Genomic DNA, 12,949 nt, shown 5'->3' on the forward strand with positions numbered 1-12,949 from the left:
GCGCCAGGCGCTGCATCCCGCGGATGCGGAGGCGGCACAGGAGGGCGGGGCGGACCGGCTGGAGCTGTGTGCGTCGATGGAGGCCGACGGACTGTCGCCGTCGGTGTCGACGGTCAGCGCGATCCGGCGCTCGACCGACCTGCCGCTGCGGGTGATGCTGCGGCTGTCCGACTCCTTCACCACCAACGGTGCCGAGCTCAACCGGCTGACCGCGATGGCGCAGTCCTACCTGTCCGCGGGCGCCGACGGGTTCGTGTTCGGGTTCCTGACGCCGGACAACGAGATCGACGTCGAGTCGACGGCTGCCCTGGCCAGCACGTTCGCCAGTACGCCGTGGACGTTCCACCGGGCGATCGACGCCGTCCTGGAGCAGCGGGCGGCGTGGCGGGCGTTGCGGACGCTGCCGGGGCTGGACTGCGTGCTGACGGCCGGGTCGGCGCTCGGCGTCGGGCACGGGCTGGACGACCTGTGCAGGCTGGCGAAGGAGGAGCCGGCGGTGGCGAAGGTGATGATGGCGGGCGGTTCGCTGCAGCCGGAGCACGTGCCGTGGCTGTACCAGGTCGGCGTACGGCGGTTCCACGTCGGCTCGTCGGTCCGCCAGGACGGCTCGTGGACGAAGGCGTACGTCAACTCGCGCTTCGTCCGGGCGTGGCGCAACCTGCTCGACGCCCAGGACGACCGGGGTTCCACCGCGTGATCCTCATCGACCCACCGGCCTGGCCCGCCTGGGACAGAGTCTGGTCCCACCTGGTCAGCGACGAGTCGTACGACGAGCTGCACGCCTTCGCCCGCGCGGCCGGCGTCCCCGCCCGCGGCTTCGACCGCGACCACTACGACGTGCCCAGCGACCGGTACGACGACCTGATCGCCGCCGGCGCCGTGCCGGTCTCCAGCCGCGAGCTCGTCCGCCGCCTGATCGCCGCCGGCCTCCGCCACCGCAAGGGCACCTGAGAACGGCCCCCAGTTGCCTGAGGCAACTGAGGGCCGTCGGTCAGTCGAGCAGCTCGGTGACCGTGCCGGCGGCGACGGTGTGGCCGCCCTCGCGGACGGCGAAGCCGAGGCCGGTGTTCATGGCGATCGGCTTCGACAGCTCCACCGTCAGGTCGACGGTGTCACCCGGCAGCACGAGCTCGACGTCGCCGAGGTCGATGCCGCCGTCGACGTCCGTCGTCCGGAAGTAGAACTGCGGGCGGTAGTCCGAACCGAAGGGGCTGTGCCGGCCGCCCTCGGCGGTGGACAGCGCGTGCAGTCGCGCCCGGAACCTCCGGTGCGGCCGCACACTGCCCGGCAACGCCAACACCTGGCCGCGGCGGACCTCGTCGCGCTTCACGCCACGCAGCAGCACCGCCGCGTTGTCGCCCGCCTCCGCGGACTCCAGCGACTTCCCGAACGTCTCCATCCCGATCGCCGTACTGGTGACCGTCGGACCGAGCCCGACCACCTCGACCGCGTCGCCGAGCTTCAGCGAACCGCGCTCGACCGCGCCGGTGACGACGGTGCCGCGGCCGCTGATGGTGAGCACGTTCTCGATCGGCATCAGGAACGGCTCACCCAGCTCGCGGTCCGGGGCCGGTACGTAGCTGTCGACCGCGTCCAGCAGCTCCCCGACCGCGGCGGTCCACCGTGGGTCGCCCTCGAGCGCCCGCAGTCCGGAGACGCGCACGACCGGTACGTCGTCGCCGGGGAAGCCGTACTCCGAGAGGAGTTCACGGACCTCCAGCTCGACCAGGTCGAGCAGCTCGGGGTCGTCGACGGCGTCAGCCTTGTTCAGCGCGACCACCAGGTACGGAACGCCGACCCGGCGCGCGAGCAGCACGTGCTCCCGCGTCTGCGGCATGGCGCCGTCCTGCGCGGAGACGACCAGGATCGCGGCGTCCACCTGGGCGGCGCCGGTGATCATGTTCTTCACGTAGTCGGCATGCCCGGGCATGTCGACGTGCGCGTAGTGCCGGGTCGCGGTCTCGTACTCGACGTGCGAGATGTTGATGGTGATCCCGCGCGCGACCTCCTCCGGCGCACGGTCGATGCCGTCGAACGCGACGAACCGGTTGGTGTCCGGGGCGCGCTCGGCGAGCACCTTGGTGATGGCGGCGGTCAGAGTGGTCTTGCCGTGGTCGACGTGACCCATCGTGCCGATGTTGAGGTGCGGCTTGGTCCGCACGAACTGGCTCTTGGCCATGAGGATTCCTTTGGGTGTCAGAAGATTCCGGTGAGCCAGGACCCTCCGGCAAGCCTCCGCGGCTGTCACCCGGACGGAGGGGGCCGGTGAGCGACCACCCTCCTCCGCGGGTCCTGCTCAGCAGGAGGAGGGTCGCCTTCGCTCGTCGGCAACGCAGTGCGCGCCGGTGAGCAGGGCTGAATCGGATGACGCGGCCCACGTGGGAGCGCCCGTCAGGCCGGTGCCTGACAGGCCGTGCTCGACAACCACGCGGAACATGTGCATCACGCTAGAGAGGAACGCTGCCATCAGCAACGGAATTCCCGCGCTGCGCGCGGGTCAGAGGAGAGGGGGACCGGGCTCAGTTCAGGGCGAAGAGGCGGGTGCCGTCGGAGAAGACGGGGCGGGCGCCGGCGACTGTGACGGCGGGTTTGTTGCAGGTGACCTCCTCCGACCGGGCGACCGACTCGGCGGTCGGGCCGGCCAGGATGGGACGCGGCCGGATGCCGGTGGTGCCGATCATCACCGGCGAGCAATTGCCGTTGGCCTGCGGCATCAGCGTGACGACCCGGCCGTCCGGCAGCAGGCCGAACCCGTCGCGGGGGTACGTCGGCTGCTGCAACTTCGGCGGCACTTCGAGCAGGTGGTGCCACTGCGGTGTCCCGTCCGCCGGGCTCACCGCGGAGACGTCGTACGTCTGCGGCTGGCCGGGGTCGGTGGCGTTCCGGCAGGTGACCAGCACCAGGGAGGCGTTCGTGGCGGCGAGTTGCGCGTCACAGGACGCGGACCCGAGTCGCGGCCGAGGTGTGCCCGGCACCGGCGTCGTCCAGATGATGCGGCCCTCGCCGGCGTCCACCGCCCACTGGTACAGCGTGCCGCCGGCGGCACCGGTCCAGATCAGGCCGGAGACCTCACGGGTTGCCGGTACGGCGACGAGGTCGCCGACCCACGCGGCCGGGTCCAGTTCGGCGCTCAGGTCGAACCGGTCGCCCAGGTCGACCTCCCACCGCTGGTCGCCGTTCTTGAGATCCAAGGCACGCGCGGCGGCGCCGTTGCCGCCACACGCATCGACGACGACAGCCTGCTCGCCCATCAGCTCGCCCTGTGTCACGTTGCACCGCAGCTGCGTACGCCAGTGCGTCGGACCGCTCACGCCGTGCGCCACGACGTAGTTGTCCTCCGCGACGAGCAGGTGGTTCGCGTCGACCGCGAGCGCCTTGCCGTCGGTGTGCACCTCGGTGAGCACCTGCCCGCTGACCGCGTCGAGTACGGCGTACGTCGGGAGGTCGATGCCGCTCGGTGCCCGGGTCCCGCCGTACGGGAGGTGGGCGGCCAGGGTGCGCCCGTCGCTGGAGACCAGGAGACCCTCGGACCCGCTGTCGGCCGCGTCGTCGACGTCGGCGCGGGAGTACCGCCACCGGATCTGGCCGGTGTTCGCGTCGGACATGACGACGCCGTCCGGCCGCAGTTCGGCGACGCCGCCCGCCGTACCGGCGATGGCGCCGCTGGCCGGCACCTCGCGGCTCCAGGCGAGTGCTCCGTCGAGCTGCACCGGCTGCTGCTCAGGTGTGGTCGTGGTCGTGGTGCTGACCGTGTTGGCGGTCTCGAGCCGGGCCTGGACGAACGGCTCGCCGGCGGACACGGTGATCCAGGCGAGCAGGGTCGCGCACACCACGGTCATGCTCAGGCTCAGCAGTCGCGGCGGAGCTTGTGCGTACGCCGGTGCCAGCCGCAGACGTCTGGCCAAAGCCAGGAACGCACCCGCGAGCACCAGTGCGACAGAGGCGAGCAGGAGGTACGGCCACCGCTCGGACATCGCGGCACCGGGCTGGGCGGCCGGCCAACGCCACCAGCACAGCCCGACCGCGACCAGTCCGATCACGGCGAACGCCAGAGCGGGTATGGCCACCAGACGCGGCCGGCCCCGGCGGAACCAGGCGCAGGCCAGCCCGGTGGACAGCGCCGTACCGGCGATCGGGGCCCAGACCGGGAAGCCGGTGACCTGGTCCGGGTCGGCCGGCCACTTCGGCGCGGCACCGAGGCCGCGGCCGAGCAGGACCGACGCGGCGACCACCGCGCCGAGGGCCGCGCCGAGGTACACGATCGGGATCAGCCCGCCGATCGGCCGGGCCGCCCTAGGGCCCCAGGACTCGATCTCCCGGGCGACATTGTCCCGGGCCGCCTGTTCCCACTGGTCGTGGCCGCGCGCGGTCGCGTACAACCGGGTCTCGGCCAGGCCCCGCAGGAACGACATCCGGCCGCGGGCGAACTCGCGGTCGCCGATGTGCGCGTACTCCTGCCGGATGCCCTCGGCGTACTCGTCGTACCGCTCGGCGGGCATTCCGAGGATGCGCAGGTCGGCGTCGCAGAGCACCGCGCCGTTCGCGTCGTCCGGCTCGCAGTCGTGCTTCGCGGTCAGCCGGACCAGCCGGCCCACCTCGGCGACCCGGTCCCCGTCCACGCCGTACGCCGCCAGCTCGAGCTCGGCGAGCTGTGCCGAGACCTCCTCGTTCTCGCCGGGGTCGGCCTGCGGGTCGTAGATCGCGTCGTGGAACCACGCGGCCAGCCGGACGGTGTCGGCGTCGTCGGCCGCGTCCGCCAGCTCGTCGATGGTCGTCAGCACCTCGGCGAGGTGTCGCTGGTCGTGATAGTGGCGGTGTTGCTCTGCGTAACGAGCCAGCAGATCCTCGCCGAGAGGCTGCGCGTGCGGCAGCAGGCGATTCCACTGGTCGCGCAGGTCCATGGCTGGGAGTCTCGCACCCGGCGGGAGTCTGGGCCGACCGATCCGGGGCCGACGGATAGTCTCGTGGCCAAAGCGATATCGGCTCGTCACCTGACCGGGGCGATCGGTGCGTCCGGCATCGAGTCCCTCTCGGCTGATTGCGGCCCAGATCACATCGATCGGGCAGCCGGCGATGATCTGGAGGATCCATGCGATTCGGCCTGGTAGGCACCGGCCCGTGGGCGAGGATGACGCACGGACCGGGGCTGCGCGCCGCGAAGGACGCGGAGCTCGCCGGGGTCTGGGGCCGGGACGCCGCCCGGACGGCGGCGCTCGCGGCCGACCTCGAGGTGCCCGCGTACGCCGACTACGCGGAGTTACTGGAGTCGGTGGACGCGGTCGCCTTCGCCGTACCGCCGAAGGTGCAGGCCTCGATGGCGCTCGAGGCGGCCGCGATCGGCAAGCACCTGCTGCTGGACAAGCCGGTCGCCGACTCGCTCGACGACGCCCGGGCGCTGGCCGACGAGGTCGCGAACGAGGGGATCGCGTCGGTGGTGTTCTTCACCCACCGGTTCGAGGCGCCGAGCCGGAAGTTCTTCCGCGACGTTCAGGCCGGGACGGGATGGAGGGGCGGTTGGTCGCGGATGCTGGCCGCGCTCGACGAGCCGGGCAATCCGTTCACCGACTCGCCCTGGCGGCGGGAGCGCGGTGCGCTCTGGGACGTCGGGCCGCACGCGCTGTCGAACCTGACCGCGATGCTCGGGCCGATCACGGACCTGACAGCCGTCGGCGGTGAGGGTGATCTGGTCCATCTGGTGGTCCGGCACGAGTCGGGCGCGACCAGTACGGCGAGCCTGTCGCTGTTCGTCCCGCCCGCAGGCAGCAGCTTCGAGACCGGCGTCTGGGGAGAATCCGGTACGGCGATCCTGCCGCAGGACGACCCGCCCCCGCCGGAGGAGTCGTTCGAGCTGGCCGTCCACGAGCTGGTCGCCGCCGCCGAGTCCGGTGAGTCGCACCCGGTCGATGTCGCCTTCGGGACCCGGGTGGTCGAGTTGCTCGCGTCCGCCGAGGAGCAGCTCAACGCAGCGCGATGACGGTGTCCGGGCCAGAGGTGAGGACGAGGTTGCCGATGGCTCGCGCGTCGCGGCTGCAGGAGATGCCGGTGGGCAGGCGGACCTGACGGAACCCGGTCCGGCTGATCACGTTGGCCCAGCACGCGTTGTCGCCGAGGCTGAGGGAGATCACCCGGCCGTCGGCGGTGACCGTGACCTTCATCCGCGGGCTGACCGGCGCGGCCGTCTGCCAGGCGGTCCGGCCGGTGGTCGCGTCGATCGCGGTGACCAGCGTCCGGCCGTTCTCGAACTTCCGGGCGGTTGGGCAGTCCACCACGATCAGGTAGCGGCCGGCGGCGTTCAGCAGGGTCCGGCAGGCCCAGTCCCGCGGCACCGGCCAGCGCCACCTGATCTCGCCGGTCCGCGGCTCGATGGCGGTCAGGGCTGCCGGTACGTCGCTGTCGCCACCGGACTCGGCCACGACAACCACACCGGCGACGACGACGGGCCGGCGGTAGTTGTCGCCGGTGTCCTTCGACCAGAGCTTCTTGCCGGACTCCAGGTCCAGGCCGGCCATCTCGTCGGAGTCCTCGCCGCAGCTGCGGCCGAGGAAGGTGACCACGGTATCGGTGGTCGCGACCGCACCGATGCCCGTGCAGCGGCCGGGCTCGAACGTCCACCGCTCGTCGCCGTCCGGGTCGACCCCGCGCAGCTTGTCGGATCCCCGGGCGACGCGTTCGCCGGTGAGCAGCGGGTCGGCCTGGTGCAGGACGTAGTCGCGGGTGCGGCCCGGCCAGGCCGCCTTTCGCTCGCCGGTGTCGGCGTCGAGCAGCAGGTAGCCGATGTCGTCGAACTCGGCGAGCACGTGGTCGCCGTTCCCGGTCGCGACGATGGTGGGCTTCTCGTCGGAGTCGGACCGGCTGTAGCGCCAGCGCAGGTCGCCGGTCGCCGCGTCGAGCATCTCGATCACACCGGTCTGACGTGGGATGGCGATGCCGTACCTGGTGCCGATCGCTTCCTCGGCGCCCGAGCCGCGAACCGACTTGCTGACCCACGCGACCGTGCCGTCCACGGTCGAGGGTGCTGCCTTGCCGGCTGGGCGACCCGAGTCCTCCACGCGCTCGTTGGTGCTCAGTACGTAGTTGCGTGCGAGCGGCTGAATGATCAGGAGGAGGGCGAGCGCCACGGCCGCGGGCACCACCAGCCAGGCGAGTTGCTGGCCGAGGTTCCTGGACGGCAGGTAGCGGGCGGCCCGGGTGCGCAGGAGCGACGCAACCAGAGCCGCTGCGCCGGCCAGGACGAAGAGGAGGAGCGCCGAGATGAGTAGTGGGACTCGGAGCCCTACGCCGACGGCCTGGTTGGTCCTGGGGAGTTGAGCCCAGGCGATGAGCAGTCCGGTCACCGCTGTCGCCAGTACGGTGCCTGCGATCAGCCGGGAACGCTGGCCGGCGCTGCGGGCACAGCGGAAGAGCACCGGCGCGCTGAAGAGCGCGGCGGCCGCCAGAACGACAGGAGGCCAGCCGACCTCGTCCTCCAAGGCAGGAACCTGCCAGGAGGCTCCGGACGCGGCGATCGCGACTATGGCGGCAGCGATCGCGTTGAAGGTGGCTGTCGCGGTCAGTGCGGCCTGCTGCCAACCACGCCACGGTGCCGGCAGCTCGCTGTCGAGCAGAGCGAGCTCCGACTCGAGGTTGATGCGTGCGACCGGGCTGAGGCGTTGCCGCGCGAGCTGGGTGCGGTACAAATGGCCGTCGAGCAGTTCGCGGACTTCGTCGTACCTGCGCTCGAGAGCGGTCCTGCGCTCGCCGGCGTCACGTCGTACCTCGGCCGTGTGGACGGCGTACCGGCTGGGGTCGGCGGCGAGGATGGCGTTGACCGCGTCGAGCAGCACGTCGCCGTTCGCATCGCGGCGGGGTGGTGCGTACGAGTCGGGCGGCGGTGCCGCCAGGTCGCCGGTGAGGCGAATCAGGCGGGCGACCTCGGCGATGCGGATCGGCGGCACGCCGTACTGCGGGAGCAGCTCCTCGGCGAGCCGGGCGGAGGACTCGGCGTCCCCGGCCGCGGTGCCGCCGGGCTCGTGGACGGCCCGGTGGAACCAGGCGGCGAGGCGTACGGAGGCCGGATCGGTGGCGAGCTGGATGAGCGAGTCGAGCGCGGTCAGCACGACGTCGAGGTAGTAGTCGCGGTACGCCCGGCGGTTGCGGTCGACGTACCGGGCGACCAGCTCGTCCGCGAGTCGCGCCGAGCCTGGCACCAGACCGTCCCACCGCGCCCGAAGCTCCACCACCGCCACAGTCTGCCAGCCCACCCCCACGACAACCGCTCGATCACCCCACCGCGACCTTGCAAGCCCCGCACAGTTCTCCGTGCGGGGTGGACTACTGGCGGGCGGTGAGAATGCCGGTCAGCAGGCCGGGATAGAGCGTGTCGAGGTCCTCGCGGCGCAGCGAACTGATCCGCCGGGTGCCTTCGGTGTGGGTGGTCAGAACGCCGGCCTCGCGGAGGATGCGGAGGTGGTGGGCGCGGGTCGACGGGGTGACCGGGAGCTCGATCTCGCCGCACGCGATGCCGTCGGGCGCGCCGGCCAGCGCCCGGATGATCTGCAGCCGGACCGGCTCGCCGAGAGCCTGCAGCACCGCTTCGACGCGGATCTCCTCGCGCGCCGGCTGCGGTAACGCCTTCCTGCTCATGTCCACATCATACGACGCCGGTCGAAGTTCGATGACCTTCGTAGTACGATCCCCATCGAAGTTCTTTCCCATGTCGTCACCACGTCTTCCGGAAGGTCCTTGATGTCCGCACGGATCTACCTGCTCGGCGCCGGCGCGTTCGCGGTCGGCACCAGCGCCTACGTCGTCTCCGGCGTACTCCCCGACGTCAGCTCGGAGTTGCACGTCTCACTGACGGCCGCCGGCCAGCTCGCCACCGCGTTCTCCCTGTCGTACGCGATCGGTGCACCGATCCTGTCCACGCTGACCGGCCGGTGGGAGCGCCGTACGCTTCTCATCGCCGCGCTCGTCCTGGCCGCGCTGGGCAACCTGATCGCCGCGCTGGCCACCAACTACCCGGTGCTGATCGTCGGCCGGGTCGTGGCCGCGCTCGGCGCCGCCGTGTACACCCCGGCCGCCACGCTGTTCGCCACCGGCCTGCTGCCACCGGAGGAGCGCGGCCGAGCGGTCGCGGTCGTGTTCGGCGGTCTGACCTTCGCACTGGTGCTCGGCGTGCCTGCGGGCACTTTGCTCGGCCCCACACTGGGCTACAAGGGCGTGTTCGCTCTGATCACAGCGGTCGCCGTGCTGGTCGCGATCGCCGAGCGCGCCGCGCTGCCGAAGGTGGACGCACCGCCGGTGGTCGGTCTGCGGCAGCGGTTCGCCGGTGTGACCGACCGCCGCGTGCAGACCGTGCTGGCGATGTCGGTCCTCGGAGTCCTCGCCGCGTTCAGCGTCTACATCTACATCGTCCCGCTGCTGAAGGAGACCGTGCACCTCGGCGGCACTGCGGTCAGCATCCTGCTGCTCGTCTACGGGCTCGGCGCGGTCGTCGGCAACCTGCTCGGTGGCCGGGCGACGGACCGCTTCGGCAGTCTCCGAACCCTGTACGGCGTACTGCTCGGAAGCATCGTGATGGTCGCGACCCTGGACCTGTCGGCGACGACCGTGGCCGGCGCCGGTGCCGCCCTCTTCCTGTGGGGCATGTTCACCTGGGCCTTCAACCCGCCCATCCAGAACCTGCTGCTCGAGCTCGGCGGCGGCCTGCTGATCTCGCTGAACGCGTCCGCGATCTACCTGGGCGCCGGGCTGTCCGCGGTGGTCGGCGGCCTGGTCATCCAGTGGGCCGGCATCACCGTCCTGCCGCTCGTCGCCGCCGCGCTCGATCTCGCGGTACTCGGACTGCTCGTCACCTTGCGGCGCGACCCGGCACTGCAGCGGGTCGAGCACCTCGACGAGGAGGAGCAGGTCCTCGCGGCGGCTGTGGAAAGGTGAGACGTGCGACCGTGGCCGCCTACTGACTCGGACCCTGCTTGAGGCAGGCTACGGCCATGCGTTTTCTGGCCGCGCTGCTGCTGCTCACGTCCACGTTGACCGGCTCCAGTGATCCCAACTCGGTCGTCGAGGGCTGGAAGACCTCACCGGTGTACGTCGACCCGACCCAGAGCTCGCTGGTCCCGGCCGAGGAGGCTGCGGAACTCGTCGAGCGCATCCAGGACCACCGGCCGGCCATCCGGATCGCCGTGGTCCCGACCGAGGCGCTCGACGACGGCCGGCGGGACAAGCAGATGTCCGCGAAGGCGTTCGTGGAGACGGCCGCCTACAAGCACAGGTCGGACGGGATCTACCTGGTCGTCTTCGGCGACCGGATGACGTGGGGCAGCGCGGTCGGCGTGAACGACTCGATCGGCCCGATCCTGAGCGACGAACTGGCCAAGCACAGCCGCTCCGACGCTGTCGGCACACTGAACGGCGTGCTCGACCAGCTCAACGTGCCCGAGGCGCCGAGCCGGCTTCCGGTCTGGCTGCTGGTCTTCCTGATCGTGGTTGCGGTGCTGCTGGCCGGCGGCGTGGGGTTCTGGTGGTGGCAGTCGCGCCGGCAGCAGGACGAGGTCTCCACGACGGAGGACGTGGTGCCGGAGCAGCCGGGCACGCTCGAGGAGCAGCGCGCACTGGCCCGCGAGGACGTCGCCCGGTTCGGTGCGGAGCTGGACGCCGCGGACCTGCCCCTGGAGCGTGTCGCGAAGGCGTCCGACGTGGCCGCGGACGTGCAGGCGGCCAAGGCCGCGTACGCCACCGCCGGCCGGGTGCTCGACGGTGGGGCCGGCCAGGAACAGTTGCAGGGCGTCCGGGCGACGGTCGGGTACGGACGCTGGCGGCTGGCCTGTGCGCGGGCGCGGATCGCGGGCGAACCCCTTCCGGCGTGGCGTGGACTCGGCGACACCGCAAGGGCGCGGCACCCGTCAGGCGGCTAGGACCTCCGGCAGGTCCTCGCTGTGCAGGACGGCCAGCGAGGTGACCGCACGGGTGAGGCAGACATACAGGCGGCGAAGGCCGGTGCGCTCGTCGGCCTCACCGGCGACGATGCCGGCCGGCTCGACCAGGACCACATGGTCGAACTCGAGCCCCTTCGCCAGTGACGCCGGTACGACGTCCAGGTGGGCGTCCACGTCGTCCTCGTCACCCAGCACCGAGAACGCGATGCCCTTGTCCTGCAGGGCCTTCCGGGTCGCGGCCACCAGCGCGTCCGGAGCGATCAGGCCGATCGAGCCGAGTCGCGCGGACACCTCCTCGACCGTGGACACGGCGGCGGTCAGGCTGTCCGGTACGCGGGTGATCGTGAGCTCACCGCGCGCACGCCGTACTGCTGTCGGGGGTGTGAGGTGCGGTGCGATCGAGGGGAGCAGGCGGGCGGCGTACTCGATCACCTGACCGGGAACGCGGAAGCCTGCGGTCAACTCCTCGGTGTGGGCGCCGGTCTTGCCCAGGTGCTCGAGCGCCTCGTCCCACGACGGCGTCGCCCAGGGTGTGGTGCCTTGTGCGATGTCGCCGAGGATTGTCATCGAGCCGGTCGAGCACCGGCGCCCGACGGCCCGCAGTTGCATCGCCGACAGGTCCTGCGCCTCGTCCAGGACGACGTGTCCGAGGGACGGCGTACGGTCCACCAGGTCGGCGACCTCGTCGATCAGGGTGGCATCAGCCGCGGACCACTTCGCGGCGCCGGCCGACCGGGGTGCCTTGTCCCAGAGCAGCAGCGCCTGCTCCTCGGGTGTGAGGATGCCGTCGGCGTGCTCGGCCAGCAGCTCCGGGTCGGTGAACAGCCGGAACACCAGCTTCGCCGGGTCCACCGCGGGCCAGAGTGCTTCGGCGTACTGCTTGACCGGACGGCTCCGCGCGACCGCGTCCTGCACCCGGTCGTCGGGTGAGTCGCCGGCCGCTTCCATCCGGAGCAGGACGGCGTGCGCCAGCCGCTGCGGCAGCATCGACCGGCCGGCGCCGTACCGGACGCCACGCGTGCGAAGCTCGTTGACCAGCTCCTCCGCCTGGTACGCCGGGACGCGCCAGCGGTGCGATCCGCGCGGGACGACGAGGGCCTCCTTCGGCAGCCGCACCTGGGACCACACGGCCCGGTGCAGCACCTCGGCCATCCGGGCGTCACCCTTCAGTACGTCGACCTCCGCGGCACCCGGCCCGGCGATGCGCACCCGCGCGACCAGGTCCTCGACCGTCGTCTGCTTCGCCTCGATCTCACCGAGCGCCGGCAGAACGTCACCGATGTAGCGCAGGAAGCTCGCGTTCGGCCCGACGACCAGCACCCCGGCCCGGCTGAGCTGGTCCCGGTAGGCGTAGAGCAGGTACGCCGCCCGGTGCAGCCCGACCGCGGTCTTCCCGGTCCCGGGCGCTCCCTGGACGCAGATGGTGTCCTCCACGCCGGCGCGGACGATCACGTCCTGCTCGGGCTGGATGGTCGCCACGATGTCGCGCATCGGGCCGGAGCGCGGGCGCTCGATCTCGCCCTCGAGAATCGAGCTGGTGAGGGTGTCGCCGTGCCGGTCGCCCGGCGAAGCCGGGGACGTCAGGTCCTCGTCCTCGAAGGCGGTCATCTCGCCGTGGGTGTAACCGAACCGCCGCCGGACGCCGACACCCATCGGCTCGGTCCGGCTGGCGCGGTAGAACGGCACCGAGATGTCCGCCCGCCAGTCCACCACCAGCGGCTCGCCCAGCTCGTCGTTCACGTGCCGGCGGCCGATGTGGAACGTCTCGGGGACCGGCGAGACGTAGTCCAGCCGGCCGAAGAACAGCGGCACCTCGGGGTCGTCCTCGAGCTCCTTCATCCGGCGCCAGATCGCGGCCTTCAGGAACTCCTGGTTCACCCGGTCCGCGCTGTGGATCTCGAGTGCGCCGGTCTTCTCCCGCATCACCGCGAGCGCCGCCCGCGAGGTCTTCAGGTAGTCCTTCTCGGCCTGGAGGATGTCGGTCGTATCAGGGGGCACAGCGAACCTCCGGCAAGGGGTGTGGGAAGCCCAGC

Annotated in this window: 10 protein-coding genes; 5 read left to right on the forward strand and 5 right to left on the reverse strand. The window is 71.6% G+C overall.

Features of this window, described 5'->3' with window-relative positions:
- The first annotated feature begins 10 nt into the window (after positions 1–10).
- Both E1218_RS06500 and E1218_RS06505 read left to right on the forward strand, forming a co-directional pair.
- A complete protein-coding gene (locus tag E1218_RS06500; RefSeq protein ID WP_132317372.1) occupies positions 11–697 on the forward strand; it encodes a copper homeostasis protein CutC in 687 nt (228 codons plus the stop codon).
- Entirely contained in the window at positions 694–951 is a 258-nt protein-coding gene (locus E1218_RS06505; protein ID WP_132317278.1) for a DUF4031 domain-containing protein, read from the forward strand. The genes E1218_RS06500 and E1218_RS06505 overlap by 4 nt, the downstream gene beginning before the upstream one ends.
- 40 nt (positions 952–991) lie before the next feature.
- On the opposite strand, the gene tuf is transcribed toward E1218_RS06505, so the two are convergent.
- Both tuf and E1218_RS06515 read right to left on the reverse strand, forming a co-directional pair.
- Positions 992–2,179, reverse strand: coding sequence for an elongation factor Tu (tuf, locus tag E1218_RS06510; RefSeq protein WP_132317280.1), 1,188 nt, complete (start codon positions 2,177–2,179; stop codon positions 992–994).
- Between the two features lie 340 nt (positions 2,180–2,519).
- Positions 2,520–4,901 (reverse strand): PQQ-binding-like beta-propeller repeat protein, encoded by a 2,382-nt coding sequence (locus E1218_RS06515; RefSeq protein ID WP_132317282.1) that lies wholly within the window; start codon positions 4,899–4,901, stop codon positions 2,520–2,522.
- Positions 4,902–5,089: 188 nt separating this feature from the next.
- Here E1218_RS06515 and E1218_RS06520 point away from each other — a divergent pair, with 188 nt between their 5' ends.
- On the forward strand, positions 5,090–5,974 hold the full coding sequence (locus tag E1218_RS06520; RefSeq protein WP_132317284.1) for a Gfo/Idh/MocA family protein: 885 nt from the start codon (positions 5,090–5,092) through the stop codon (positions 5,972–5,974).
- Here the strand turns inward: E1218_RS06520 and E1218_RS06525 are convergent.
- A complete protein-coding gene (locus E1218_RS06525; RefSeq protein ID WP_233712058.1) occupies positions 5,958–8,219 on the reverse strand; it encodes an outer membrane protein assembly factor BamB family protein in 2,262 nt (753 codons plus the stop codon). The genes E1218_RS06520 and E1218_RS06525 overlap by 17 nt on opposite strands.
- 91 nt (positions 8,220–8,310) lie before the next feature.
- Positions 8,311–8,622, reverse strand: a complete 312-nt coding sequence (locus tag E1218_RS06530; protein ID WP_132317286.1) for an ArsR/SmtB family transcription factor — start codon at positions 8,620–8,622, stop codon at positions 8,311–8,313.
- Between the two features lie 102 nt (positions 8,623–8,724).
- On the opposite strand from E1218_RS06530, the gene E1218_RS06535 reads away from it, so the two are divergent.
- A complete protein-coding gene (locus tag E1218_RS06535; protein WP_132317288.1) occupies positions 8,725–9,915 on the forward strand; it encodes an MFS transporter in 1,191 nt (396 codons plus the stop codon).
- A 56-nt stretch (positions 9,916–9,971) separates the two neighbouring features.
- Complete coding sequence (locus E1218_RS06540; RefSeq protein ID WP_132317290.1) at positions 9,972–10,895, forward strand: flagellar basal body-associated FliL family protein; 924 nt, start codon at positions 9,972–9,974, stop codon at positions 10,893–10,895.
- On the opposite strand, the gene E1218_RS06545 is transcribed toward E1218_RS06540, so the two are convergent.
- Positions 10,884–12,914, reverse strand: coding sequence for a HelD family protein (locus E1218_RS06545; RefSeq protein ID WP_132317292.1), 2,031 nt, complete (start codon positions 12,912–12,914; stop codon positions 10,884–10,886). The two genes, E1218_RS06540 and E1218_RS06545, sit on opposite strands and share 12 nt — an antisense overlap.
- Positions 12,915–12,949: the final 35 nt, after the last annotated feature.

The organism is Kribbella turkmenica (assembly GCF_004348725.1).
In the GTDB taxonomy this organism is placed as follows: Bacteria; Actinomycetota; Actinomycetes; order Propionibacteriales; family Kribbellaceae; genus Kribbella; species Kribbella turkmenica.

Bases quoted from the DNA above. Each gene is read 5' to 3' on its own strand.
- E1218_RS06535 (WP_132317288.1), top strand. From the start codon at position 8,725: ATGTCCGCACGGATCTACCTGCTCGGCGCCGGCGCGTTCGCGGTCGGC.
- E1218_RS06540 (WP_132317290.1), top strand. From the start codon at position 9,972: ATGCGTTTTCTGGCCGCGCTGCTGCTGCTCACGTCCACGTTGACCGGC.
- E1218_RS06515 (WP_132317282.1), bottom strand. From the start codon at position 4,901: ATGGACCTGCGCGACCAGTGGAATCGCCTGCTGCCGCACGCGCAGCCT.
- E1218_RS06520 (WP_132317284.1), top strand. From the start codon at position 5,090: ATGCGATTCGGCCTGGTAGGCACCGGCCCGTGGGCGAGGATGACGCAC.
- E1218_RS06530 (WP_132317286.1), bottom strand. From the start codon at position 8,622: ATGAGCAGGAAGGCGTTACCGCAGCCGGCGCGCGAGGAGATCCGCGTC.
- tuf (WP_132317280.1), bottom strand. From the start codon at position 2,179: ATGGCCAAGAGCCAGTTCGTGCGGACCAAGCCGCACCTCAACATCGGC.